The organism is Pseudomonas sp. BF-B-15 (assembly GCF_019946675.1).
GTDB lineage: Bacteria > Pseudomonadota > Gammaproteobacteria > Pseudomonadales > Pseudomonadaceae > Aquipseudomonas > Aquipseudomonas migulae.
Window position 1 is genome coordinate 1 of the sequence record NZ_JAGYFZ010000070.1, and the last position, 24,552, is coordinate 24,552.

At 61.6% G+C, this 24,552-nt stretch carries 26 protein-coding genes; 9 read left to right on the forward strand and 17 right to left on the reverse strand.

The window, feature by feature from the left end; translation table 11 throughout:
- Positions 1-862 precede the first annotated feature (862 nt).
- Genes KGA97_RS20545 through KGA97_RS20580 form a run of 8 tightly spaced genes read right to left on the reverse strand, consistent with a single transcriptional unit; the run spans position 863 to position 7,096 of the window.
- Entirely contained in the window at positions 863-1,765 is a 903-nt protein-coding gene (locus KGA97_RS20545) for a metal ABC transporter substrate-binding protein (RefSeq protein WP_223481389.1), read from the reverse strand.
- Positions 1,766-2,665, reverse strand: coding sequence for a metal ABC transporter permease (locus tag KGA97_RS20550; RefSeq protein WP_003226663.1), 900 nt, complete (start codon positions 2,663-2,665; stop codon positions 1,766-1,768).
- On the reverse strand, positions 2,665-3,501 hold the full coding sequence (locus KGA97_RS20555) for a metal ABC transporter ATP-binding protein (RefSeq protein ID WP_223435024.1): 837 nt from the start codon (positions 3,499-3,501) through the stop codon (positions 2,665-2,667). Before KGA97_RS20555 ends, KGA97_RS20550 begins: the two co-directional genes overlap by 1 nt.
- Positions 3,498-4,424: a metal ABC transporter substrate-binding protein gene (locus tag KGA97_RS20560; RefSeq protein ID WP_008043036.1), complete on the reverse strand. Its 927-nt coding sequence runs from the start codon at positions 4,422-4,424 to the stop codon at positions 3,498-3,500. The genes KGA97_RS20555 and KGA97_RS20560 overlap by 4 nt, the downstream gene beginning before the upstream one ends.
- Positions 4,425-4,459: 35 nt before the next feature.
- The gene (locus tag KGA97_RS20565) at positions 4,460-5,032 is read right to left on the reverse strand and encodes a DUF6162 family protein (RefSeq protein WP_223481390.1); all 573 of its coding nucleotides are present in this window, start codon (positions 5,030-5,032) and stop codon (positions 4,460-4,462) included.
- Positions 5,029-5,358 (reverse strand): hypothetical protein, encoded by a 330-nt coding sequence (locus tag KGA97_RS20570; RefSeq protein ID WP_008043034.1) that lies wholly within the window; start codon positions 5,356-5,358, stop codon positions 5,029-5,031. The genes KGA97_RS20565 and KGA97_RS20570 overlap by 4 nt, the downstream gene beginning before the upstream one ends.
- A complete protein-coding gene (locus KGA97_RS20575) occupies positions 5,355-5,897 on the reverse strand; it encodes a hypothetical protein (protein ID WP_008032641.1) in 543 nt (180 codons plus the stop codon). Before KGA97_RS20575 ends, KGA97_RS20570 begins: the two co-directional genes overlap by 4 nt.
- A complete protein-coding gene (locus KGA97_RS20580) occupies positions 5,894-7,096 on the reverse strand; it encodes a PepSY-associated TM helix domain-containing protein (protein WP_223481391.1) in 1,203 nt (400 codons plus the stop codon). Before KGA97_RS20580 ends, KGA97_RS20575 begins: the two co-directional genes overlap by 4 nt.
- A gap of 425 nt (positions 7,097-7,521) precedes the next feature.
- Between KGA97_RS20580 and leuC the strand changes: the two genes are divergently transcribed.
- Both leuC and leuD read left to right on the forward strand, forming a co-directional pair.
- Positions 7,522-8,943: a 3-isopropylmalate dehydratase large subunit gene (gene leuC, locus KGA97_RS20585; protein ID WP_223481392.1), complete on the forward strand. Its 1,422-nt coding sequence runs from the start codon at positions 7,522-7,524 to the stop codon at positions 8,941-8,943.
- Positions 8,940-9,551: a 3-isopropylmalate dehydratase small subunit gene (gene leuD, locus KGA97_RS20590; RefSeq protein WP_223481393.1), complete on the forward strand. Its 612-nt coding sequence runs from the start codon at positions 8,940-8,942 to the stop codon at positions 9,549-9,551. The genes leuC and leuD overlap by 4 nt, the downstream gene beginning before the upstream one ends.
- Before the next feature lie 95 nt (positions 9,552-9,646).
- Here the strand turns inward: leuD and KGA97_RS20595 are convergent, their stop codons facing one another.
- From KGA97_RS20595 to KGA97_RS20610, 4 genes are all read right to left on the reverse strand, one after another.
- Positions 9,647-10,597 carry a LysR substrate-binding domain-containing protein gene (locus tag KGA97_RS20595; RefSeq protein WP_317848240.1) on the reverse strand — a complete coding sequence of 317 codons (951 nt, stop codon included), beginning with the start codon at positions 10,595-10,597 and terminating at the stop codon, positions 9,647-9,649.
- 21 nt (positions 10,598-10,618) lie between these two features.
- Positions 10,619-11,926, reverse strand: coding sequence for a C4-dicarboxylate transporter DctA (dctA, locus tag KGA97_RS20600; protein WP_192419407.1), 1,308 nt, complete (start codon positions 11,924-11,926; stop codon positions 10,619-10,621).
- Positions 11,927-12,023: 97 nt separating this feature from the next.
- Positions 12,024-12,899 (reverse strand): alpha/beta fold hydrolase, encoded by an 876-nt coding sequence (locus KGA97_RS20605; RefSeq protein WP_223481394.1) that lies wholly within the window; start codon positions 12,897-12,899, stop codon positions 12,024-12,026.
- Between the two features lie 200 nt (positions 12,900-13,099).
- Positions 13,100-13,558: a VOC family protein gene (locus KGA97_RS20610; protein ID WP_008032627.1), complete on the reverse strand. Its 459-nt coding sequence runs from the start codon at positions 13,556-13,558 to the stop codon at positions 13,100-13,102.
- A gap of 266 nt (positions 13,559-13,824) precedes the next feature.
- Between KGA97_RS20610 and KGA97_RS20615 the strand changes: the two genes are divergently transcribed.
- From KGA97_RS20615 to KGA97_RS20625, 3 genes are all read left to right on the forward strand, one after another.
- On the forward strand, positions 13,825-15,039 hold the full coding sequence (locus KGA97_RS20615; RefSeq protein WP_223481395.1) for an SfnB family sulfur acquisition oxidoreductase: 1,215 nt from the start codon (positions 13,825-13,827) through the stop codon (positions 15,037-15,039).
- A 2-nt stretch (positions 15,040-15,041) separates the two neighbouring features.
- Complete coding sequence (locus KGA97_RS20620; RefSeq protein ID WP_008032624.1) at positions 15,042-15,707, forward strand: methionine ABC transporter permease; 666 nt, start codon at positions 15,042-15,044, stop codon at positions 15,705-15,707.
- A gap of 75 nt (positions 15,708-15,782) precedes the next feature.
- Positions 15,783-16,553 (forward strand): MetQ/NlpA family ABC transporter substrate-binding protein, encoded by a 771-nt coding sequence (locus KGA97_RS20625; protein ID WP_223481396.1) that lies wholly within the window; start codon positions 15,783-15,785, stop codon positions 16,551-16,553.
- A gap of 101 nt (positions 16,554-16,654) precedes the next feature.
- Here the strand turns inward: KGA97_RS20625 and soxR are convergent, their stop codons facing one another.
- Positions 16,655-17,122 carry a redox-sensitive transcriptional activator SoxR gene (gene soxR / locus KGA97_RS20630; protein ID WP_223481397.1) on the reverse strand — a complete coding sequence of 156 codons (468 nt, stop codon included), beginning with the start codon at positions 17,120-17,122 and terminating at the stop codon, positions 16,655-16,657.
- Positions 17,123-17,217: 95 nt separating this feature from the next.
- On the opposite strand from soxR, the gene KGA97_RS20635 reads away from it, so the two are divergent.
- Positions 17,218-17,583 carry an antibiotic biosynthesis monooxygenase gene (locus KGA97_RS20635; protein WP_192227828.1) on the forward strand — a complete coding sequence of 122 codons (366 nt, stop codon included), beginning with the start codon at positions 17,218-17,220 and terminating at the stop codon, positions 17,581-17,583.
- Here KGA97_RS20635 and KGA97_RS20640 read toward each other — a convergent pair.
- The 4 genes from KGA97_RS20640 to msuE form a co-directional block, all read right to left on the reverse strand.
- Positions 17,580-18,683, reverse strand: coding sequence for a sigma-54 interaction domain-containing protein (locus KGA97_RS20640; RefSeq protein ID WP_008032617.1), 1,104 nt, complete (start codon positions 18,681-18,683; stop codon positions 17,580-17,582). The genes KGA97_RS20635 and KGA97_RS20640 overlap by 4 nt on opposite strands.
- 21 nt (positions 18,684-18,704) lie before the next feature.
- The gene (locus KGA97_RS20645; RefSeq protein ID WP_032829030.1) at positions 18,705-19,892 is read right to left on the reverse strand and encodes an acyl-CoA dehydrogenase family protein; all 1,188 of its coding nucleotides are present in this window, start codon (positions 19,890-19,892) and stop codon (positions 18,705-18,707) included.
- Between the two features lie 137 nt (positions 19,893-20,029).
- Positions 20,030-21,175: an FMNH2-dependent alkanesulfonate monooxygenase gene (gene ssuD, locus KGA97_RS20650; protein WP_008032614.1), complete on the reverse strand. Its 1,146-nt coding sequence runs from the start codon at positions 21,173-21,175 to the stop codon at positions 20,030-20,032.
- Positions 21,176-21,185: 10 nt separating this feature from the next.
- The gene (msuE, locus tag KGA97_RS20655; protein ID WP_008032612.1) at positions 21,186-21,749 is read right to left on the reverse strand and encodes an FMN reductase; all 564 of its coding nucleotides are present in this window, start codon (positions 21,747-21,749) and stop codon (positions 21,186-21,188) included.
- Positions 21,750-22,238: 489 nt separating this feature from the next.
- On the opposite strand from msuE, the gene KGA97_RS20660 reads away from it, so the two are divergent.
- From KGA97_RS20660 to KGA97_RS20670, 3 genes are all read left to right on the forward strand, one after another.
- Positions 22,239-22,508 carry a hypothetical protein gene (locus KGA97_RS20660; protein WP_008032610.1) on the forward strand — a complete coding sequence of 90 codons (270 nt, stop codon included), beginning with the start codon at positions 22,239-22,241 and terminating at the stop codon, positions 22,506-22,508.
- Positions 22,509-22,606: 98 nt separating this feature from the next.
- Positions 22,607-23,221, forward strand: a complete 615-nt coding sequence (locus KGA97_RS20665; RefSeq protein WP_008032608.1) for a LysE family translocator — start codon at positions 22,607-22,609, stop codon at positions 23,219-23,221.
- Between the two features lie 161 nt (positions 23,222-23,382).
- Positions 23,383-24,540 carry a cysteine desulfurase family protein gene (locus KGA97_RS20670; RefSeq protein WP_008032607.1) on the forward strand — a complete coding sequence of 386 codons (1,158 nt, stop codon included), beginning with the start codon at positions 23,383-23,385 and terminating at the stop codon, positions 24,538-24,540.
- Positions 24,541-24,552: the final 12 nt, after the last annotated feature.

The window sequence follows — 24,552 nt, forward strand, 5'->3', positions numbered from 1 at the left end:
AAAAGGCTTTGCCCCTGACGTACGGCCCTTCGCCTAGGCTCAGGGGTCCCTCGCTCCGGTCCTGCTCCGTGGGCCCGCCGCCATCGGCCATCCATGGCCGGGGGCGGCTACCGCGGCATCCTTGCCGCGGTGCCCACTGCGCAGAACCTCCACTCGGCCTCCCGACGGGGCAGATCAAAAGCCAAAGCAAAATCCAAAGCAAAATCAAAAGCCAAAGCGAGGCGGCCTGCCAGCCGACCTGTCTCTATGACCGGACGCATTCCCCTGTAGGAGCCGGCTTGCTGCGGGCGGCTCCTACACGGGGATTGGGTTCACACGATTCAAAATTGTAGGAGCCAGCCTGCTGGCGATGGACGTCAACGATGACGCGGGGTGTCTGAATGAACGCGTTGTCCCGACGCTTTTCGCGGGCAAGCCTCGCTCCTACAGGGAGTCGCGTTTGCTTTTGATTTTCACCACTCATCAGGCCGAGCGTTAGCTCGCCTTCAGCTTTTGATCTGAGCGCCCCCTCGAGAGGCCGAGTGGAGGTTCTGCGCAGTGGGCAACCCGGCATGGATGCCGGGTTAGCCGCCCCCGGCCATGGATGGCCGATGGCGGCGGGCCCACGGAGCAGGACCGGAGCGAGGGCATGGCGAGCATTAGCGAGGCACCGAACGAAAGGGGCAAGAGCCCTTGGTTACTTGGGGCTTTTCCAAGTGACTCGCTGTAAGAGCGAAACCAATATCAGCCGTTACCGCAGCAATGGATATGTACACCTGAACGAAAATGGTCGGCTACCAGGCCGCCATCGCTGGCAAGCCAGCTCCTACAGGGGATTTGTGTAACGCCCACCGTAGAGAATGATCATGCGATCCAGCCGACGCTAAGCCCCACTCAACCCCTTGATCACCAAATCCACATTCCCCTCCAGCTCAGCCACCGGGTCTGCCGCGTCCACACTCAAAACGACCAACCGGCTCCCGGCCTCGGCAATCACCGCTTTCACCGCGTCCGACGGCTGCCGATGATGCAACACCACCGCCACGTCATTGTCCTTGAGCGTCACACCCAATTGCTTCAGCGCCTCCGGTGTCCACTCGGCGTCGGGCCGCGCATCGAGACCGATCAGTTCCAGATTGAGCCCGCCAATCAAGTAGCCAAAGTGATCACTCAGGCTCATCACGCTCAGATTGTCAGCACTGGCCAGCCGCGCTTCGCTGTCGGCGCTGAACTTGAGCAAGCGCTGTTTCAATGTCGCAAGGTTGGCCTCGATCACAGGCTTTGCAGCAGGAGCAAGGCGCACCAGGTCCGCCGCCATCACATCCGCCATGCGCCCCATGTTGTTGCTGGAAAACCACGGCTGACTGTTCAAACCATCGACCTTGTTGCCCGGCTGCACGGCAATGCCGGGCAGGGCGCCGTCCACCGGGCGCGCGGCGTCGACTTCGACGATGCGAATATTGCTGCGCCGGGCGATCGGGTACAGCGGATCATCCGCCCACAACGAACGAAGACCAATCACCGCATCGGCGTCAGTCGCCAGTTTGGCCAATGCCGGCGCGCCGCGCCCGGTGAAGTAAGCCGTCTGACGACTGCCAGGCAGGTTCGCCGGCGCCGCGCGTTCAAGGTTGACGTTGGTGCCCTTGAGCAATACTTCGCCCAGACCATAAGTGATCGGCAAGGACGCCAGCACATGCAACGGTTTGGCGCTGTCCGCTGCAAACGAGGTATTGACCAGCCCGCACAGGGCGACGGCCAGGGTCAGTTGACGCAGAGAAAATGACATTTATCCGAGGTTCCCTTTCAGGCTGGGGACGACGCCGCGCGCAATGGCGGCGAGGGCGAAGGCGATACCGGCCACCAGAATGATCGCGGCGCCGGACGGGATCGGCAGGTCGAACACAATCGGCGCAAGAATCCCGCACAACGTGCTGACCGTGGCGATCAGTACCGAGCACCAGAAGAATCCCTTGAGCGACTGGCTGAGCAACCTCGCTGCCGCCGCCGGAATCACCAACAGCGCACCCACCAGAATCGCACCGATGACTTTCACTGCCGCCACGGTGATCAGCGTCACCAGAATCACGAACAGGTAATCCAGGGTCTTCACCGCCACGCCGCGCACCGCTGCCAGTTGCGGGTTGAAGCTGGCGAGCATGATGCGGTTGTACAGCGGCAAGGCCAGCGCCATCACCAGCGAACCGACGATGGCCAGCACCAGCAAGTCATTGCCGTTGACGGTCAACACCGAACCGAACAGCACGTTCTCCAAAATGTGCACGTTGATCTTGCCCGCCAGAATCAACAGCAGGCTCGCGCCCAACGCCAGCGACACCGACAGGAACACGCCGATCAAGGTATCTGGCGCCAGGCCCGTGCGGTTGCGCAGGTAATTCAGCAAAATGCCGAACAACAGGCAGTAACCGAACAAGCTGCCATAGGGCCCGGTGTAGGGTTCGCCGAGCAGAATGCCGATGGCCACGCCAGTCAGCGCCGCGTGACCCACCGCTTCGGAGAAAAACGCGAAGCGCTTGACCACCACCAGCGTACCCAGACCGCCCAGCACCGGGCCGATCAGCAAACCGGCAAGCAGCGCGTTGACCACAAATCCATACGCCAGCGCCTCAGGCAGATAACCCGAAGACGCCCAGCCCTGAACCATCAAGCGAAAGGCTTCGTAACTCATCAGACAGCGCTCCGTGGATGGGTCGAGAACAGGGTCAGCAAACGTTCCGGGGTCAGCGCCTGTTTCGGCGTGGCATCGAACAGTACCCGGCGATTAAGCCCGGTGACGCGATCTGCCAGTCGACCGACCGCTTCCAGATCATGCTCGATCCACAGCACGGTGATCCCGCTCTGGCGCCAGTCGCCGAGCAACCGTTCGAACACCTGAATGCCCGCCTCATCGAGGGCCGACATCGGCTCATCGAGCACCAGCAATTGCGGCGCCGGGATCAGTCCCTGCGCCAGCAACACGCGCTGACGCTCGCCACCGGACAAGGCGCCCATGCGCCGCTTGCGCTTGTCCTGCATGCCGACCCGTTCCAGCGCTTCGCCAATCGCTGCCGCGTAATGCTTGCTCAACCCGAGGAACGCCGGGCGTCGCTGGCACATCGCGGCCATGAAATCGTCGACGGTCATCGGCAAGCCGCGATCAAACTCCAGCGCTTGCGGCACGTAGCCGATGGTGCCGGGTTCGCCGGGCCATTGCAGGCTCAAGCGGCCCTGATGGGGCATTTGTCCGAGCAGGGTCTTGATCAACGAACTCTTGCCACCACCGTTAGGGCCGACCAGTGCATGCACGCTGCCGGGCTGAACCTGGAAGGTGACCTGGTCAAGGATCGTCGTGCGCCCCAGCGTCAAACTGACCTCCGCAAAATCCAGCGTCGGCCCCGCCCCCTGTAGGAGCCGGCTTGCCGGCGATAGCGGTGTGTCATTCAACGATGATGTCGGCTGACTCGACGCCTTCGCGAGCAGGCTCGCTCCCACCGGGGATTCACTGAGTGTTTCCTTAGCGGTCATTGCCCAGACTCCTGAATCGCCCGAACCACGGTGTTGAGGTTGCCGGTCATTTCCTTTTCATACTTGTCGGCGGTGTATTCGCCATAGGAAATGTGCGACAGCGGGTACAGCTTCACCCCGGATTCACGCTGGATGGTCTCGACGTAGGTGGACGGGAAATCCATCTCCGAGAAAATCACTTTCACGTCCAGTTCGCGCAGTTGATCGATGGTCTTTTTCAGCTGGCTCGGGCTCGGTTCGATGCCGTGCGCCGGTTCGACCACGGCGGTCACTTCCAGGCCGAACTCGCGCAGCAGGTAATCGTAAGCCGCATGAACCGTGGCCACGCGCAGTTCGGCGTTCGGCGCCTGGGTCAGTTTCGCCAGGGCATCGGCGCGCATCTGCCGCAGGCGTTTGCCGTAGGCGCGGGCGTTTTGGGTGTAGGTCTTGGCGTTGGCCGGGTCGAGCTTGCCGAGTTCCCGGGCAATGTTATTGACCTGGGCAATGGAGGCGCTGATCGACAGGAAAGTGTGCGGATTAACGACTTTGCCGGCACCGCGCGCGGCAACACCGGTGGCGGCCAGCAGCGGTACGTTTTCGTTGGCTTCGATCACGGCCACGTTCGGCGTTTCGCTGGCGGCGATCATGCGGTCGGCGAAGTCGTCATGACCGACGCCGTTGAGCACGATCACGTCCAGCCCGCTGATGCGCTTGATGTCTTCGGCGCGGGGCTCGTAGGCATGCGGGTTGAAGCCGGCCGGAATCAGCGGCACCACTTCGGCCTTGTCGCCGACGATGTTGGCCACGTAGCTGTAATAAGGGTGCAGGGTGATGCCGATGCGCAGGCGCTTGGCTTCGTCGGCGCTGGCCAGTGGCGTCAGCAGCAAGGCAAGCAGGCCGATCAGCAGCGGCCGCAAGAATGAACGTTGAGATGAAATAGGCATGGGAAAGCGGTCTTCTCTCGGGTGAAGGCGAGGGTTCAGTGCCGGTGCTGGCGGGTCACGCCGGCATCGAATTGCGCGACGATCTGCTGCCAGCCGGCGCTTTCGAGCGCGGCGTCCGTGAGGTCGGCCGGGGCTTTGAGGTCGGCGGCACGGTTGAGCCAGATGTCAGGCGCATCGTCGTCGGCGGTCAGGCGCATCAGAAACGAACCGGCCACGGCGGACGACTGGCTCTGGCCGAAATACGCCTTGGCGTCGAGCAATTGCCAGGCATGCGCGCCACGGCTGACGGAACTGGCGTCCTGGGCAAACGGCGCAAAACCTTCGTCCGCCAGGGCTTCGGGTGTCGGCAGGGTTTGCTGTTCCTGACGCAGCAGGTGAATCTCGTCCAGCGTCACCCGCAGGTCGGCGTAGATGCCTTGCTCGGAGGCGCTGAGGTCGCGGCGGGCATCCAGTTGATGGCTGCTGACGGTGCTGGTTTCCTGGGACTCGTGACGCCAGGCGACCACCGAACCGGCGACCGCCAGGATCATCAGGCACAGCAGCAATACATACAGGGTTTCATGGCCGGCACCAGCCGGGCGGACGACGTGTGTCGTTGGCGTACTCATGGGGCCTGGATGTCCGCTTGGTCGATCTCGACGACGTGGCCGGGACCGGCATCGAACAGCACATAAAATTCGGCGCTGGGCTTCTTGAAGGTCAGTTTGGAATCAGCACCGAGCTTGCCCGGCACCAGGATGGTTTCGTCGTAGCCGATCACATCCAGGGTCACGCCCGGTGCGCCGCTGCCGTCGGAGAAACCGCCGGTGCACTGGATCTGCTCGGCGTCGATGGCCTTGCACTCGCACATCGGGTTGTGGGCCAGGGCGCTGGCGCTGAAGCCGGCGCACAGCACCAGCAAAGCGGCGTGGAGAGGGCGAAATGCGTTGCTCATGGTTTGCCTCCTTGTTTGTTCAGCCACTCGAGGGTGGCGGGGGATGCCTGGCTCAGCGGGATGGACGCTTGATGCATGGCGCCGTCCCAGCCCTCCATGGTGATCCACAGCTCGGCGTCGGCCTTGGTTTTTTCCGGGATCGGCAGCATGGCGCCCATGCGGTAGGGCGTGCCGAAGAAAATCACCCCGGCGGCGCGCAGGCTGCGCGGTTTGCCGATGCGCAGGTAAGTCGCCTTGACCTGCTCGCGGCAGCTGTCGCACAGCGCCGCGTTGAAACTCTTCATGTAACCGGCCGGGCCATCGGGCCGCGGTGCTTCGTTGCGAAGTTCCGCCAGGCGCAGGCTCCACGGCCCCACCTGAACTTCACCGATTTCCCGCTCGCCCAGGCCGGTGTCCCCGCGAAACAGCGCGGCATCGGCAAAGTACTTGGGCATGAAACCCAGCGGCACCAGCAACAGCAAAACGTTGATGTGGAAGCGCCATTTGTGCCAGAAGCGGCTCAGTCTGGACCCCGGTTTTTCGGCGGCGAACAGGCTCATTGGCTGACCTCCGTGGTGTCGTGGCTCGTGACGTGAGTGGCATCGGCAGCGCGAGGACGTTTGTTGCTGCGCTTGAGGGCGTTAGCGGTGGCCAACGCAGTGCGCTTGGTCCAGATCAGCAGGCCGCTGAGGACCATCATGCTCAGGAGCAGGCCGAAGAAGAACCAGATCAGCTTGATCCAGAGTCCACCGAAATCGCCGGTGTGCAGCGGCCGCATCGATTCGGTCACCAGCTCCAGGCCCGAGCGGTCCGAAAGCAGGCGGGTCACGGCGACATCGCCGGTATATGGGTTGATTTCGGCAGTCTGGAACATCAGCGGATACCAGCTGCGGCCGCCCACCGAGAGGTAGCTGTAGGCATTGGCGGGCAGGCTGATGAAGCTGTCTTCGAGGCCGGGAATGCGTGCCTTCGCTTCACGGATTGCCGTTTCCAGGCTGATCATCGGTGCCGGCGAGCCGTCGGCGGTGAGGGGCACGCTCTCACGCGGGACCACCGGCGCCACCGGGGCGGTGGAAATCGTGATCTGGTTATCGAACATGAACGCTTCGATCAGGAACCAGGTGCTGGTGACGGAAATCACCGCGATGAACCAGATCGACCAGATGCCGCTGAGGCGGTGAAAGTCGCCCCAGAAAATCCGCGCGCCGTGACGCAGGCGCAGGGTCGGTCGCAGAAACCCTTTCCAGAACTTCTTGTAGACCACCAGCCCGGTAATCAGCGAAGCCAGCAGCGGCAGGCTGAGAAACGACACCAGGTACCAGCCCCAGCTGTAGCCATTGGTGAACGGCACCAGCCACCAACCGTGCAAGGCGCGGGTGAAGGCCCTGAAGTTGAATTGCGGAGCCGTGCCCTGGATCACGCCGCTGTACGGGTTGACGTAGACCACCACCGAACGGCCGTCGGGATAGGTCACTTCCACGTCCAGGGCGAAATGCGTTTCGTCAGGTCGGCTGATGCTCTCGACCAGGATCTGCGGCTCGGCCTGCTTGATCGCGGCAATGAGCTGGTCATAGCTCAACAGAGGCGCATTGTCGGAAGGTTGGCTGGCGCGCATTTGCGGGTTGGCCAGCCAGACGATTTCCTGGCTGATCACCGCCAGTGTGCCGGTCACACAGACGATCAGCACAAAAAACCAGATGGGCAGGGCCAGCCAGCTGTGGACCAGAAACCAGAGTTTTGAGCGGGATTTCTTCGACATGATTAAGGTCTTGTATCGATGAGAGGGCCTCTGCTGCGGGCTTCCCAGCGTGGGGTCCATGAAAAGTGCGGTCGTGGCTTTTGCCTACGCGAACCGCCTGCATCTATATAAGACGAATGAGAATCAGAAATCCCGAACCTCGATATGAAAGTAAATGTTTCGTATTCCTGCGAACGCAAAACCCTGTAGGAGTGAGCCTGCTCGCGATAGCGGTATTTCTGTCGATATCAATGTTGAATGACACACCGCTATCGCGAGCAGGCTCGCTCCCACAGGGTATTTGCATTCATTTCGAATTGCGGTGCTGCCTTGATCCAACACGAACCATGTTCCAAGGGATCACTCTCCGGCCATTGATGGGGCCAGGCGACTGCCTAAGATGGGGCGCAGACGCCTGAAACCCGCGAGCCTGAGCGAATATCCCCATGACTTCAGCAAGAACCCTTTATGACAAACACATCGATTCCCACACGGTGTGTCGCCTCGATGACCAGGGCCATGTCCTGTTGTACATCGACCGCCAGGTCATCAACGAATACACCAGCCCCCAAGCCTTCAGCGGTTTGCGCGACGCCAAGCGCGATGTCTGGCGCCCCGGCACCGCGCTGGCGGTGGTCGATCACGTCAACCCCACGGCACCCAAGCGCATTGCGGCGATGCCGGACGCCGGCGGTGCGCGGCAGGTGTCGTACCTGGCGGAAAACTGCCGGGACTTCGGCATCGAATTGCTCGACATCCTCGACAAACGCCAGGGCATCGAGCACGTCATCGCTCCCGAACAGGGGTTCATCCTGCCGGGCATGGTGATTGCCGCAGGCGACAGCCACACCACCACCTATGGCGCCCTCGGCGCATTCGGTTTCGGTATCGGCACGTCGGAGATCGAACACCTGCTGGCGTCCCAGACCCTGGTCTACAAACGCTTGAAAACCCTGCGCGTGACGGTGGACGGTGAGCTGGCGCCGGGGCTGACATCCAAGGATGTGATCATGGCGCTGATCGGCCGGATCGGCGCGTCCGGAGCCACGGGCTACGCCATCGAGTTTCGCGGTTCGACCATCGATGCACTGAGCGTCGAAGCGCGCATGACCATCTGCAACATGGCGGTGGAGGCGGGCGCGCGGGGGGCGTTCATGGCGCCGGACGACAAAGTGTTCGCCTACCTCAAGGACAAACCCCGCGCGCCCAAAGGTGTGCTGTGGGAGCAAGCGGTGCAGACATGGCGCGCCTTGCACAGCGATGCCGACGCACTGTTCGACCGTGAAGTGTCGCTGGACTCCAGCGCGCTGGAACCGATGGTCACCTGGGGCACCAGCCCGGATCAGGCCTCGCCGATCGGCGCCCGCGTGCCGGACCCGCAAGACATCAGCGACCTGATCCTGCGCCAGGACATGCGCCGCGCCCTGACTTACATGGGCCTCGAAGCGGGCATGCCGCTGAGTGACATCGTCATCAGCCACGCGTTTATCGGTTCCTGCACCAACGCCCGGATCGAAGACCTTCGCGACGCCGCCAGCGTGGTGCGCGGCAAACGTGTCGCCGAACACGTGCGGGCGATGATCGTGCCGGGCTCCACCGAAGTGCGCGATCAAGCCGAAGCCGAAGGCCTGGCGGCGATTTTTATCGACGCCGGTTTCGAGTGGCGCCAGTCCGGCTGCTCGATGTGCCTGGCGATGAACGACGACGTGCTGGCGCCGGGAGACCGCTGCGCCTCCAGCACCAACCGCAATTTCGAAGGCCGCCAGGGCGCCGGTGCCCGTACGCACCTGATGAGCCCGGCGATGGTCGCTGCGGCGGCGATCACTGGCCGCTTGACCGACATCCGTCACTTTGGAGCCCGCGCATGAGCCTGCAACCCTTCACTCAAGTCAGCGGCAAAGCCGCGCCAATGCTCGCGGCCAACATCGACACCGACGTGATCATGCCCAAACAGTTTCTCAAGGGCATCGACCGTTCCGGGCTGGATCGGGGTTTGTTTTTTGATCTGCGTTTTTTGCCTGACGGCCAACCCAACCCGGCGTTCGTGCTCAATCAACCGGCATGGCAGGGCGCGAGTTTCATGGTGGTCGGGCCGAATTTCGGCTGCGGGTCGAGCCGCGAACATGCGGTCTGGGGATTAAAGCAGATGGGCATCCGCGCGCTGATCGGCAGCAGTTTTGCGGGGATTTTTTATGACAACTGCCAGCGTAACGGGGTGCTGCTGGTTACGCTGGATGAGCCCGTGTTGCAGCGGCTCGGGCAAGTGGTCAGTCAGCCAGAGACGGCGCTGATCAGCGTTGATCTGGAAACGCAGCAGATTCGTCTTCAAGGCGAGGTCATCCCCTTCGAAATCGATACCCTGCGCAAAACCGCGCTGGTGCTGGGCCTCGACGCCATCGGCAGCACCTTGCAGCGCAGCGAACAAATCAAAGCCTTCGAACACCAACACCTGACCGCCAACCCCTGGCTGAGCTGAAATCGCCTTCGCGGGCAAGCCTCGCTCCTACAGGTCAGCGCGAACTTTGTAGGAGCGAGGCTTGCCCGCGAAGAGGCCCGCCCATACACCGCAAATCAAACCGACAACCCTTTGAAATGCTCCTGCAAAAACTCCACACACGCGCGCAACTTCCCCGAGTACGCCAGCCGCGTCGGGTACACCGCCCAGACGTTGGCGCTCTGGGTGTATCCGGGCAGCACCTGCACCAATCGCCCCTGCTCCAGCAACGGCTTCACATCCCACAGTGACCGCAACAACACCCCGCGCCCATCCAGTGCCCACTGCAAGACAATCTCGCCATTATTGGACGACAACGGTCCGCTGACCCGCACACTTTCCTGGGCCCCGTCGTGCTCCAGGTTCCAGATGCCGAAGGCGTTGTCGCGCTCCTTGATCACCAGGCAATGATGCTGCTCCAGATCGCCCAGCGTCTGCGGCGTGCCGTGGCGTTGCAGATAACCGGGCGCCGCGCACAATACCCGCCGATTGCTCACCAGCCGCCGGCCGATGTGCTGGCCGGGGATGTCATCGCCGACACGGATCTCCAGGTCGAACCCTTCGTTGACGATGTCCACCACCCGATCAAACAGGTCGAGGCGAATCTCCAGGTCCGGGTAACGTTCGGCCAGCAGTGACAGGGCCGGCGCCACGTGATTGCGCCCGAAGCCGAAACTGCTGCACAAATGCAGACGCCCGCGAGGGCTGTCGTGGGCGTCGGAGAGTTCGTCGTGCAGTTGCTGGAAATCATCGAGAATCCGCAACGCCCAGCGCTGCACGCGCTCACCGTCCTCTGTCAGGGCGATGCGGCGGCTGGTGCGGTGCAGCAGGCGCGTGCCGAGGGTGGTTTCGAGAATCTGGATACGTTTGCTGACGTAGGCGGGCGACAGGCCCAGTTCATCCGCTGCGGCGGCGAAACCGCTTTTACGAATGACGGTAAGTAATACACGCAGGTCTTCGGGCAGGGGCACGGTGTCTTTCTTGGTGGTCATGACAGAACGGGCACTGGCGGCATGAGCCGCCAGCATAGCATCGGTGTGAACGCCGACTTACTCAGCAGACAGCTTGGCCGCCGCCGCTGCCGCCCGAGCGTGGCGCCCGCGTTTGAGGGCAATCGGCGCCATCTTGCTGCGGTCCAGTTCACCTTCCCAGGCGGCCACCACCAGCGCTGCGACGGCGTTGCCGATGATGTTGGTCAGGGATCGGCATTCGGCCATGAAACGGTCGACACCGAGGATCAGCACCATCGCCGCCACCGGCACGGTCGGCACTACGGCCAGGCTCGCCGCCAGCGCCACGAACCCCGCACCGACCACCGCGCCCGCGCCTTTGGAGGTGAGCATCGCCACGGCCAGCAAGGTCAGTTGCTGCTCCAGGCTCAAGTCAATGTTGGTCGCCTGGGCCAAAAACAGCACCGCCAGCGTCATGTAAATGTTGGTGCCGTCCAGGTTGAAGGTGTAGCCGGTCGGCACGACAATCCCCACCACGCCTTTGGAGGCGCCCAGGCTTTCAAGCTTCTGGATCAGTTGCGGCAGCGCCGATTCCGAAGAGCTGGTGCCCAGTACGATCAACAGTTCTGCCTTGATGTACGCCAGCAGTTTGAAAATGCTGAAGCCGGCATAACGGGCAATGCTGCCGAGCACGCACGCAATGAAAATCAGCGCGGTCAGGTAGAACGTGCCAATCAGCTTCAACAGCGGCAGCAACGAGCCGAGGCCGTACTTGCCGATGGTGAACGCAATCGCGCCAAACGCCCCGATCGGCGCGACGCGGCTGATGATGCCGACGATGCGGAAGAACACTTCGCTGGCCTGATTGATCACGTTCACCAGTGGCCGGCCCTTTTCACCGACCATCACCAGCGCAATGCCGAACAGCACCGAGACAAACAGCACGGGCAGGATTTCACCCTTGGAGAAGGCATCAAAAAAAGTCGTCGGAATCACGTGCAGCAAAAAGCCGGTGATGCCTTCGCCGTGTTCGGCCTGACCGACAAAACCGGCAATCGCCGACGAATCCAGCGTCTTCACATCAATGTTGAACCCCGCGCCCGGATGCAGCGCATGCGCCGCCAGCAGGCCGATCAGCAGCGCAAGGCTGGAGACGATTTCGAAGTACAGCAGCGCCTTGCCACCGACCCGGCCGACCTGTTTCACATCGTGCATGCTGGTGATTCCAGAAACCACCGTGCAGAAGATGATCGGGCCGATGATCATCTTGATCAGCTTGATGAAACCGTCACCCAACGGCTTGAGGTCGATGCCGATCTGCGGCCAGGAATGGCCGATCACAATGCCCAGCGCGATGGCGATGAGCACCTGCACGTAGAGGGTTCCCAGCAGTTTCTTGATGGTCATTTTTATTATCTCGAGACGGTTTTTGGGCATGACGATCCCGCGCAGGCCAGTGACGGCCTGCGGCGGAAAGTGGATTCAGATCAGTACGGCGCGGCTGTCAGCGCAGGAAAGCCAGGACTTCGGTGAGCAGCAGCTCGGGGGCTTCTTCGGCGATGTAATGGCCGGCGGGCAGCGCTTTGCCGCGCACGTCGGTGGCCACGTGTTGCCATTCCTTGAGCGGTTCGAAGCAGCGCCCGACCGTGCCTTCGGCACCCCACAGCACCAGCAGCGGCAAGTTCAGATGACGGCCGGCGTCGATGTCGGCGCGGTCGTGATCCAGGTCGATGCTGGCGCTGGCCCGGTAGTCCTCGCAGATCCCGCGTGCGGTGCCCGGCTGTTTCAGGCAACGCAGGTATTCGCCAAAGGCCTCGGCGGTGAACGGTTTGAGCCCGGCGCTGCGACTGCCCATCACGCTGCGCAGATAGGATTCGGGATCGGCCTCGATCAGGGTTTCCGGCAACGGAGCGGGGCGGATCAGGAAGAACCAGTGCCAATAGGCGCGGGCAAAGGCTTCATTGGTTTGCGTGTACATCGACAGCGTCGGTGCGATGTCGAGCAACACCATGCGTTGCACGGCTTGCGGATGATCCAGCGCCAGGCGATGGGCAACCCGGGCGCCACGGTCGTGTGCGAGCACCGAGAACTGCTCGAAGCCCAGGGACTTCATCAGCTCGATGCTGTCCTTGGCCATTTCCCGTTTGGAGTAGTTGGTGTGGTGGTCGTTGGCCTGCGGTTTACCGCTGTCGCCGTAACCGCGCAGGTCGGCGGCGACTACGGTGAAGTGCGCGGCCAGTTGTTCGGCAACCTTGTGCCAGATGACGTGGGTCTGCGGGTGACCGTGCAGCAACAGCAGGCCCGGCCCGCTGCCGCCGATGCGGTAGGCAATGTCCACACCGTTGACGTGGCGCTGGTCTTTGAGGAATCCGGCGAACATGGGATGACTCCTTGTTGTAGTTGCCTGCATCCTGAAATTGTTCGGCGACTACGGCAAGGCGCAAAGCGTGGTGCGCTTGTTCATGAAGTGTGTTGTCTCGGAGGCCGCCTTCGCGGGCAAGCCTCGCTCCTACAAAAGCACAACCGGACCTGTAGGAGCGAGGCTTGCCCGCGAAGAGGCCGGATCAAGCACTGAAAATCTCAACCCTGCTGAAACATCTCCTTGGCCCGCTGCTCAATCTGAGCCTGGGTCAAATCTTCCTTGCGCGTGGCCAGAAACCACAAATGCCCATACGGATCTTTCAACGTCCCCGAACGGTCGCCGTAAAACTGATCCTTGACCTCGGACACCACCGTGGCGCCTGCCGCAATCGCCTGTTTGTAGGACTTGTCCACATCATTCACATACAGGTGCAAGCCCACGGACGGTGACTTGTCCGGATTGCTCAACGGCCCCTGATCGCACGGCGTGCCGAGCATGATCGGGCAGTCGCCGATGCGCAGTTCGGCGTGGCCGATGCTGCCGTCGGGCATGGACAGGCGCATGACTTCGGTCGCGCCGAAGGCTTTCTTGTAGAACTCGATGGCTTCGACCGCTTTTTGAATGCCCAGATAAGGGGTGATGCTGTGATAACCCTCTGGAATGGGTTTGACGCTCATGACGATTCTCCCTGTCTATTGTTGAATTGAAGGTAGTCCTTCGCCGGTTTCCGACCGGATAACTATAGGCCAGCGCCTTTTACGCATCCGAGTGCCCGACGAGCAGCAGCTCCACTGTTCGGCCATAAACAGTGAAGCAGCAGAATGCTCGGGTTTCTCACTGAATAACCGTTGAAACCCCCGAAACTGCCCGAAAACACGGGGCCGGGCGGTCAGGCACAGAAGCTGCAATGTCCTCCGGTAAACACTGTTGCCGAGAGACTTGTATGCCTGAATCTGCCGTTTATCCGATCAACCCGCCGGCCGCCCATCGGATCGCCGATGAAGCCGAAGCCTTGCGTGTGGCCGAGCGCGTCGCCGCGGTCTTGCTGGAGCAGGACGCCGAGCGCGACCGTACGCGCCAGGTGCCCGCCGAAATCGTCGACCTGTATTCCAACAGTGGCTTGTGGGGCATCAGCGTGCCAAAGGAGTTTGGTGGCGCGCAGGTGTCCTACGCGGTGCTGGCGCAGGTCATCGCGATCATCTCGGCGGCCGATCCGTCCCTGGGGCAGATCCCGCAAAACCACTATTGCCTGCTGGAAGATATCCGCCTGCAAGGCTCGCCCGAGCAGCAGGCACATTTTTTCGGCCTGGCGCTGCAAGGTCATCGCTTTGCCAATGCGCTGTCGGAAACCGGCGGCAAAAACGTGCAGGACATTCAGGCGACCATTCGCCGTTATGGCGACGGGCATGTGATCAATGGTCGCAAGGGTTATTGCACCGGTTCGCTCTACGCCCACTGGCTGGCGGTGCTGGCGCTGGATGAAGAGCAGAGGGGCCAGTTGTCCTTCGTCGAACGCGGCACTCCAGGGCTGGTGATCGTCGACGACTGGGACAGCATCGGTCAGCGCACCACGTCCAGCGGCACGGTGCTGGCCGAGGACCTGCACGCTCCGGCGTTCAACGTGTTCCCGACGTATCGTTCCTATGAAAGCCCGACCCTGGCCGGCCCGTTCGCGCAGTTGACCACCGCCGCCATCGACGCCGGCATCGCCCGCGCAGCGCTGCGTGACACCATCGCGTTCGTGCAGCAATTCGCCCGGCCGTGGATCGATGCGGGTGTGGAAAAAGCCAGTGAAGATCCGCTGACCATCATTCAGGTCGGTGGCCTGGAGATTCGCCTGGAAGCAGCCGAAGCCTTGCTGGAACGCGCCGGTTGGGCGCTGGATGCGGCGCGCCCGGCACCCGATGAAGACAACGTCGCCCGAGCGTCCCTCGCGGTGGCCAAAGCCAAAGTGCTGACCACCGAAATCGCCATCGAAGCCACCAACAAACTGTTCGAACTCGGTGGCACCCGTTCGACCTTGAAGAAGCACAACTTCGACCGGCACTGGCGCAATGCGCGGGTGCACACCCTGCATGACCCGGTGCGCTGGAAATACCACGTGGTCGGCAATTGGCTGCTCAACGGCGTCAAACCGCCGCGCCACGACTGGTCCTGATCATGGCCGAATGGTTCAAGAACATTTACTGGGCCGACATCGGCCAGGCCTGTCTCGACACCTTGAGCATGCTGGGCGCCGCCCTCGGTTTTACTGTGCTGCTGGGGTTGCCGCTGGGGGTAGTGCTGTTCCTCACCGGCAAGCGCCAGTTGCACGAAGCCATCGGCGTTTACCGGGTGTTGTCGGTGATCGTGAACATGCTGCGTTCGCTGCCGTTCATCATTTTGCTGATTGTGTTGATTCCGCTGACAACGCTGCTGGTCGGCACTTCGCTGGGCGTGCCGGGGACCATTCCGCCGCTGGTGGTTGGCTGCACGCCGTTCTTCGCGCGGCTGGTGGAAACCGCTTTGCGCGAAGTCGATCGCGGCGTCGTGGAAGCGACCCAGGCCATGGGCGGCACCACCTGGCAAATCATCCGCCACACCTTGTTGCCCGAGGCTCGCGGCGGGTTGCTGGCGGCGGTCACTGTCACCGCCATCGTGCTGGTGGATTACACGGCGATGGCCGGGGTGATTGGCGGCGGTGGCCTGGGCGACCTGGCGATCCGCTACGGTTACCAGCGATTCCAGACCGACGTGATGGTGGTCACCGTGGTGCTTTTGCTGATCCTGGTCCAGGCCCTGCAAATGACCGGCGACCGATTGGTGGCGCGCTACAGCCGACGATAAACATTCGACTCAACAAAAAAACTCAGGCCTCACGTCCGCCCCACGACGGCCACTCAATCTGCCTAGGAGCACAACATGAAAAAGACCCTGGCCATTCTGGCTGCCCTTGTGTCGTTGAGCGTTCACGCCAACGAAAAACTCACCGTCGGCGCCACGCCGGTGCCGCACGCGGAGATCCTCGAGTTCGTCAAACCCACCCTGGCCAAGGAAGGCGTGGACCTGGACATCAAGGTCTTCACTGACTTCATCCAGCCCAACCAGCAGCTTGCCCTGAAGAACCTCGACGCCAACTATTACCAGTACCGGCCGTTTCTCGATGACTACAACAAGACCCGTCACACCGATCTGGTGCCGGTGGTCGGTGTGCACATCGAACCGTTCGGGGCCTATTCGACCAAGATCAAAAACATCGCCGAACTGAAGGATGGCGCCACCGTCTCCATCCCCAACGACCCGGTGAACACTGGCCGCGCACTGGTGCTGCTGCACGAGGCCGGGTTGATCAAGCTCAAGGACCTGAGCAACACCCTGGCGACTCAGCGCGACATCGCCGAAAACCCGAAGCATTTGAAGATTCGTGAACTGGAAGGTGCGTTGCTGGCGCGTTCGGTGAGTCAGGTGGACCTGGCGTTTGTGTTCGCCAACTACGCTCTGGAAGCGGGGATCGACACCAACAGCGCGTTGATCGTCGAGAAGGGCAAGAGCCTGTACATCGAATTCCTGGTGGCCCGCCCGGACAACATCAACGACCCGGGTTTGCAGAAACTGGCCAAAGCGTTGAATTCCGATGAAGTGCGGCAGTTCATCCTGACCCGCTACAAAGGGCAGATTGCGCCGGGCTTCTGATCTTCGGCCATTTTTGAGGACGTCTTCGCGGGCAAGCCTCGCTCCTACAGGTACGGCGGTGCTTTTGTAGGAGCGAGGCTTGCCCGCGAATGGCGCGCCGCCTATTCCGGATCTGTCCCCGATTCCAACAGCTGCGCCCCCGGCCCCCGATCCCCCAACACATCACCAAAATTACGCAACGGACACGCCTCCATCGACAAACACCCACAGCCAATACAGCCATTGAGCGTGTCCCGCAGCAAGGTCAGCTGATTGATTCGCTCATCCAGCTCCCGGCTCCACTGCGCCGACAACACCTTCCAGTCCGCCGCCGTCGGAGCGCGGTTATCCGGCAGGGTTTTCAACGCCTCGCCAATCTCCGCCAGCGGAATCCCCAAGCGCTGCGCCACTTTGATCAACGCCACCCGCCGCAACACTTCCCGTGGATAACGTCGCTGGTTGCCCTGATTGCGCGTGCTTTTGATCAAACCCCTGGCTTCATAAAAATGCAGCGCCGTGACCGCCACGCCGCTGCGGGCGGCGACCTGGCCGACGGTGAGCTCTTTATGCAGTTGTTGCGAGGTGATCATGTGAAAAATGTCCCTTGACCTCTAGTTAACTCGAGGTTTTACCCTGCAGGCCTTCGGATCGCAAGATCCGGCTTACACGTCAGTGGGGACTCTTCATGCAAGCGCCAGAGAAAAATCGCAGCTTCACCCAATTGATCGAATTCGAGATCGAACCCCATCAACAGGCCGCCCTGGTGTCGGCGCTGTCGTTACAGACCGAACGCCTGGCCCAGCGTTACAGCGGTTTTCTCAGTGCGAGCATCCAGGCCAGCGACGATGGCCGGCGGGTGCTCAATTACCTGCAATGGCAATCGCGTGAGGCGGGGGAAGCTGCGTTTCAGGGTTTTGAAAGCGGCGAGCAGGATTTCTGGCAACTGATCCGCGCCCATCAGGCGAAAACCGTGACGTTCGGCTCGTTCCAGGTGTTGCACAGCCTGGAACGCAGCCACGACAACGCGCTGCATTGCAATCTAGTGAGCTAAATCGACAGCTGCATCAAGCGCTCGCCCTGCACGTTCTCCGTTGGGCGGCGCTTGTTCACCGCCAGTTCACCGATTTTGATCAGGCGCGTGCGCGTCACGTTGCGGCTCAAGCCCAGCAGCGCGGCGGTGTGCACCTGGTTGTAATGGCTGAAACGGTAAGCCGCGCGCAGCAAGGCGTCCTCGACTTTCTCGTGCAGCGCGCCGGCCTGTTCCTCGAACAACTTTTGAAACGCGCGGTCGAGCAAGGCTTCCGGTGAATCGTCGAGCTGGCTGTGGTAATCGTCCTGACGTTCGATGCGCATGTTCGACAGGCGCAGGTCATCGCGCTCGATCACGCCGTTACGGCAGATCAGCAAGGTGTGGTGAATGACGTTTTCCAGCTCGCGGATGTTGCCCGGCCAACTGTAACTGCGCAGTTTCAGTTCGGCTTCCTTGCTGATGGTGATGGTGCCGTAGCCGAGGCGCTGACTGTAGGCTTCGACGAAGTGACGGGTCAGCGGCAGGATGTCGCCGGGGCGATCACGCAGCGGGCTCAGTTCCAGGCTGACCACGTCGAGGCGGTAATACAGGTCCTCGCGGAAATGCCCGGCGTTGATGGCTTTTTCCAGTTGCACGTTGGTCGCCGCCAGTACGCGCACGTTGATCGGAATGCTTTTGCGCGAGCCCAGGCGCACCACTTCGCGCTCCTGCAACACCCGCAGCAACTTCACCTGAATGGCCATCGGCAGATCACCGATTTCATCGAGGAACAAGGTGCCGCCGTCGGCCTCTTCGAACCAGCCGGCCTTGGCGCTCAAGGCTCCGGTGAACGCGCCTTTTTCGTGGCCGAACAACTCGGCCTCGACCAGGGATTCGGAGAACGCGCCGCAGTTGACGGCCACAAACGGGCGGTTGCGCCGGGCGCTGAGGTTGTGGATATGCCGCGCCACCAGCTCCTTGCCGGTGCCGGTTTCACCGATGATCAGCACGCTGGCTTCACTTGGCGCGACCTGCTGCAAATGCGCGAGCAAGGCCTGGGATTTCGGGTCTTCGAATACTTGCGCGGTGGCGCGGATCGACGTGGCCAGGGCGGGCGAGGGCGGTAAGGTCAGCAGTTGCATGGGGCAGGCTCCATGAGAAGGCTATGAATAGAAAGTCGGAATCGGCAGGGACTGGTTCAACGCCCAGTCGCCCAGTTCATGGAGTTTGTAATCCACCGGGTCGTGCAGGGTTTGCGTGCGCAGGTTGCGCCAGTGGCGGTCGAGCCGCAGCGAGGCGTGAGTTGAGCGCGCGCCGGTCACTTCGAACAGCCGGCTACAGAGTTCGAGGCCGTTGCGCGTGGCGGCGACTTTGGCCGTGGCGATTGCGGTGGCGAGGTGTCCACGTTCTTCGGCGCTGAGGTTCGGGCCTTTCGCCCAGGCCTTGTCGAGCAGGTCGGCGGCGCGTTCCACCAGCAAACGAACGCCTTCGAGCGCGACCCAGAATTCGCCGTAATGGCCGAGCACATACGGGTCCTGACGCACATCCTGAGCGCTGGATTTGTGCCATGGGCGGGTTTCGGTGAGGGTGTATTGCCGCGCCTCTTCAAAGGCACCTTCGGCGATGCCGAGGAACATGTGCGTAAAAGTAAGCTGCGCGATCAATGGCCGCAGGCAGGCGAACGGTGTGCTCAGCGGACCCGGGTCGAGCAGCAATTCCGACTCTTCCACGCGCACCCGTTCGAACGAAGCGCTGCCGCTGTCGGTCTGGCGCTGGCCCATGTTGTTCCAGTCGTTGTGCAGGGTGATGCCGCTGCGGCCGCTGGGGATGGCCGCGATCAACAGCTTGCCGCCGGCGCTTTCATCCACTGCCGAGGCGATCAGCATTTCCGAATCGCTGGCGCCGGAGCAGAAACTTTTCTTGCCGGAAAACTCGCGCCAGCCACCGAGTTTTTTCACCACGGTGCGGGTGTCCAGCGGGTTGAGGGCATTGCCCCAGAACCAGTTCTTGCGTGCGGTCTGTTCGAACCACGGCTGCCACTGCTCGGGTCGGGCGAACAGGCGCACGGTGGCGAGCATCAGGTGATGAAAACCGAAGACGTGGGCAATCGAACTGTCGACCTTGGCGAACTCGCGCACGATGGTCAGGGTTTCACTCCAGCTGGCGCCGAGGCCGCCGTACTGGGTGGGAATGCTCAACGCGAGCAGACCGCTTTGGCGCAAGGCGTCACGCTCGGCTTTCGGCGTACCGCCACGTTCGTCGCGCTCGACCGCGGTCAAGGCAAACTCGGCGGCCAACTGGCGGGCGGTTTGCAGGGGGGATAACAGGGCGCTTAGCGGCTTGGCAGTCACGCGGGGTTCCTCAATAAATTCAACACCGATTCCCTGTAGGAGCGAGGCTTGCCCGCGAAGAACGATAACGCGGTGCATCGGATAGACCGTGGCGCTTTCTTCGCGGGCAAGCCTCGCTCCTACAGGTAGTAGGTGGGTCAGGCTGTGGCTTTGGCGGGCAGCACATCATTGGCGATCATTTCGCCAAACGGCCCGGTGAGGTTGGTAACGCCACGCCCCGCCAGGCTTGCGTACGGTTCAGGCAACAGCGGGAACACCAGCTCGGCAAAGCGATACGCCTCTTCAAGGTGCGGATAACCGGAAAAGATAAAGCTCTCGATCCCCAGGTCCGCGTATTCCTTGATCCGCGCCGCCACTTGCTGCGGGTCACCCACCAGCGCCGTGCCGGCACCGCCGCGCACCAGGCCGACACCGGCCCACAGGTTGGGGGCGATTTCCAGGTTGTCGCGACGTCCGTCATGCAACGCCGCCATGCGCCGCTGGCCTTCGGAGTCAAAACGCGAGAACGACTTTTGCGCGGCAGCGATGGTCTCGTCGCTGATGTGTTCGATCAGTTTGTCGGCGGCTTTCCACGCCTCCTCGGCCGTCTCGCGAACGATCACGTGCAAGCGAATGCCGAACTTCACCGTGCGCCCGTTGCGTGCAGCGCGCTCACGCACATCGGCGAGTTTTTCCGCGACGGCGGCCGGTGGTTCGCCCCAGGTCAGATAGACATCGACCTGCTCGGCGGCGAGTTCATGGGCGGCTTCGGACGAACCACCGAAGTACAACGGTGGATAGGGTTTCTGCACCGGCGGATAAAGGGCCTTGGCGTTTTGCACTTGCAGGTGTTTGCCTTCGAAGTCCACCGCTTCGCCTTGCAGCACGCGACGCCAGATCTGCAGGAATTCGTCGGTGACTTCATAACGCTCGCTGTGGTCGAGGAAGATCCCGTCGCCACGGTTTTCGTCCGGGTCGCCACCGGTGACCACGTTGATCAGCAAGCGACCGTTGGACAGACGATCCAACGTCGCGGCCATACGCGCCGAGACGGTCGGCGAAATAATCCCCGGACGAATCGCCACCAGATAACGCAGACGCTCGGTCAACGGCACCAGCGCCGAAGCGATGACCCAGGAATCCTCGCAGGAGCGCCCGGTGGGAATCAGCACGCCGTGGTAGCCGAGGCTGTCGGCGGCCTGCGCGACTTGTTTCAGATAGTTGAGCGTCACCGGGCGAGCGCCCTGGGTGGTGCCCAGGTAATGGCCATCGCCGTGGGTCGGCAGAAACCAGAAAACATCCATGAAGAGATCCTTAAGCGATTTTCAGCAGATTTTTGGGGTGCACGCCGAACAACGGCGCGGCGCGTTCTGCAGCAAGACGAATGCGGGCCTTCAAGGGCTCACTGGTTATTTGGTAATTGGCGAAATCGGCTTCGGTGGCGTATACGCCGATCGGCAAGGTCAGCGCCTGGAAGAAACTGAACAGCGGGCGCAACTGGTGATCGAGCACCAGCGCATGCCGTTCGCTGCCACCGGTGGCGGCGAGGAGCACCGGCGTATTGATCAGCGCGTTCAAGTCGATCAGGTCGAAGAGGTGTTTAAGCAGGCCAGGGTACGAACCGCGATAGACCGGCGCGGCGACGATCAGCAGGTCAGCGTTTTCGATGGCTTGCAGCTCGGCTTCGATGTCGGCGCTCAGTTCCTGGCGCGACAGGGCTGCGCCCAGTGGCCGGGCGATGTCGCCCAGTTCGATCAGCTTGCTCTCGATCGGCAATTGCCCGGCCAGTTCGGCCAACAGAGCTTGGGTCAGCACCAACGTGCGGGACGGACGCCAGGTACCGCCGGAGAGGGCAACGACTTTCAATGGACGCGACATGATCAGTTCCTTTTTAAACAGTTGCTCAGCGAGCAGTGAGTAGTGAGTAGTCACAGGGCTTGAGCAAGAGCTGTACCAATCCTTCGAGCCCACGATTTACGTGGCTTGCAGCGTATTGATGACTACGTGCTGTTCGATTTTAAGGACTGTTTGTTGAATGACTGTTGCCTGGCAAACAGTTGCGTGGGCAACAGTTGTGTAAGGCGATAGGGTTGTTATAAAGGCTGTTTGTTATTCCTCAAAAGATCATTGCAAGATATTTATAGATCATTAAGAAATATGCACGTCCCTTGTAGGAGCCGGCTTGCTGGCGATGAGGCCCGTGAGTCATACGGTGTTCTTACGGTCGTCATCGCCAGCAAGCCGGCTCCTACAGGGTGGGGCGATTCCACTTCAATACCCACTATCGAGAGCGTTGATTTCTGCCCATCCAAAGGCGCGAGTAGCCTGTGTTCATTGCCCCGAACCCAGATGCCAGGACGCCAGACCATGAAACCTCTACTCGCCACTTTCCTGCTGCTCGCCGTCTCCGTTCTCGCCGGATGTGCCAGCCACGTATCCCCGGAATTGCGGCCCTACACCGCCGAGGAAACCCGTGAACTGGCACTGGAATCGCTGAATCGTCGCGGTTTGTCCTTCGATGAATACCACGCGAAAAAAGCTGAATTGCTCGGTCAGCCACAGAAATCCTTCAGCTTCGACAAACAAGGCGAAATGAACGCCGAGCGCACTGTTCAACTGCACGGTCGCCCAAGCTGAGCGACTGTACTGCTCGAAGTTTCACCCAACTGTCCATGGGTTTCCCGGCAGGCGTGCGATAGGGTCAATACCTGAATGACCCTGACGGACTGCCACCAATGACGCTCTCGCTCGATCTGCTGCTGGGCTTCGCCCTGTTCGCTCTCGTTACCTCGATCACCCCCGGCCCGAATAACACGATGTTGCTGGCATCGGGCGTGAACTTCGGCTTTAACCGCACCATTCCCCACATGCTTGGCATTACCTGCGGCTTTTTCGTCCTGGTGGTGGCGGTGGGTTTTGGTCTGGGCGCAGTGTTTCAAAGCTATCCGTTGCTCTACACCGTGCTGCGCTACGTTGGCGCGGCATATTTGTTGTACCTGGCGTGGAAAATCGCGCATTCCGGGCCGGTATCCGACGGCGAGAACGGTGAAAGCAAACCGATCAGCTACCTCGGCGCGGCCGCATTCCAGTGGGTCAACCCCAAGGCCTGGATCATGGCCATCGGTGCAATCAGCACCTACACGCCGATGCAGGGCTATTTCACCAACGTCATCGTGATTGCGGCGGTTTTCGCCCTGATCAACCTGCCGAGCGTCGGTGTTTGGGCCGCGTGCGGCACGCTGCTGCGCAACGTGCTCAAGGACCGCCGCTGGTTGCGCGTGTTCAATTGGGGCATGGCCGCGTTGCTGGTGGTTTCGCTGTATCCGTTGATGCTGGAAAGCTTTAGCTGACGCATTGCTTCAACCGGTTGCCCGATGCCTGTTAAGCTCGACTTCAGGAGCGTTCCTACGCACTTTCAAGTGAAGTCGTACTTTCTTAACGCATCCGATCAGGTATTGCTGGCGCACGGGTTGCCAGCACCTGATCCCGGAACAAGCTCTGCGAGTCTTTTATGAATAAACGTCCGTTGTATTTCGACTACGCCGCCACCACGCCGGTGGACGAGCGGGTCATCAAGGTCATGGTCGAGTGTCTGGGGTTTGCCGGGAACTTCGGCAATCCTGCGTCCAGCTCCCATGCATTCGGCCAACAGGCCCGGCAATCGGTCGAGCAGGCGCGACAGCAAGTCGCCCAACTGGTGGGGGCGCAAGCCGACCAGATCGTCTGGACCTCCGGCGCCACCGAATCGAATAACCTCGCCCTCAAGGGCGTGGCCCAGGCTCGCGGGGTGCCCGGCGGGCACATCATCACCAGCCAGATCGAACACAAGGCGATTCTCGACACCGCAAGGCAATTGCAGGATGCCGGTGTTGCCGTGACGTATCTGGTGCCCGACGCGCAAGGTCTGATCACCCCGCAAGCGGTCAGCGAAGCGATGCGCGAAGACACCTTTCTGGTGTCGCTGATGCTGGTCAACAACGAGTTGGGCACGGTCAATGACATCGCGGCCATCGGCGAGGTCGTGCGGGCCCGCGAGGCGTTGTTCCATGTCGATGCGGCCCAGGGCGCGGGGAAAGTGGCCATCGACCTGGCGCGATTGCCGGTGGACCTGATGTCGTTTTCGGCGCACAAGATCTACGGTCCCAAAGGCATCGGCGCGCTGTATGTCGGGCCTCGCGCACAACAGCGCTTGCAGGCGCAGATTCACGGGGGCGGCCATGAAGGCGGCTTGCGTTCCGGGACCCTGGCGACTCACCAGATTGCCGCCATGGGCGTGGCGTTCGCCTTGGCCGCGCAACTGTTCGATGAAGAGAAAGCCACGATTGCGCGCCTGCGCGAGCGCTTGCTCGAACACCTGTCGGGCATTCCCGGCGTGCGCCTCAATGGCAGTGCGACCCAGCGCATCCCTCATACTTTGAGCCTGACCTTCAGTGAAGGTGAGTTCAACTCCGCGGCGTTGAGCGCATCGATTGCGTTTTCTGCGACCTCGGCCTGTAATTCCGCGAGCAATGCGCCGTCCCATGTGCTGCTGGCACTGGGGCATGACGCCCGCTCGGCGAGCCGCACCATTCGCTTGAGCCTGGGGCGTTTCACTACCGAGCAGGACATCGACCAGGCGGCACAACTGATTAAAGCGGCCTGCGCCAGTGCCCCGGCATTCTGGCAATAAGGCCTCAAGTGC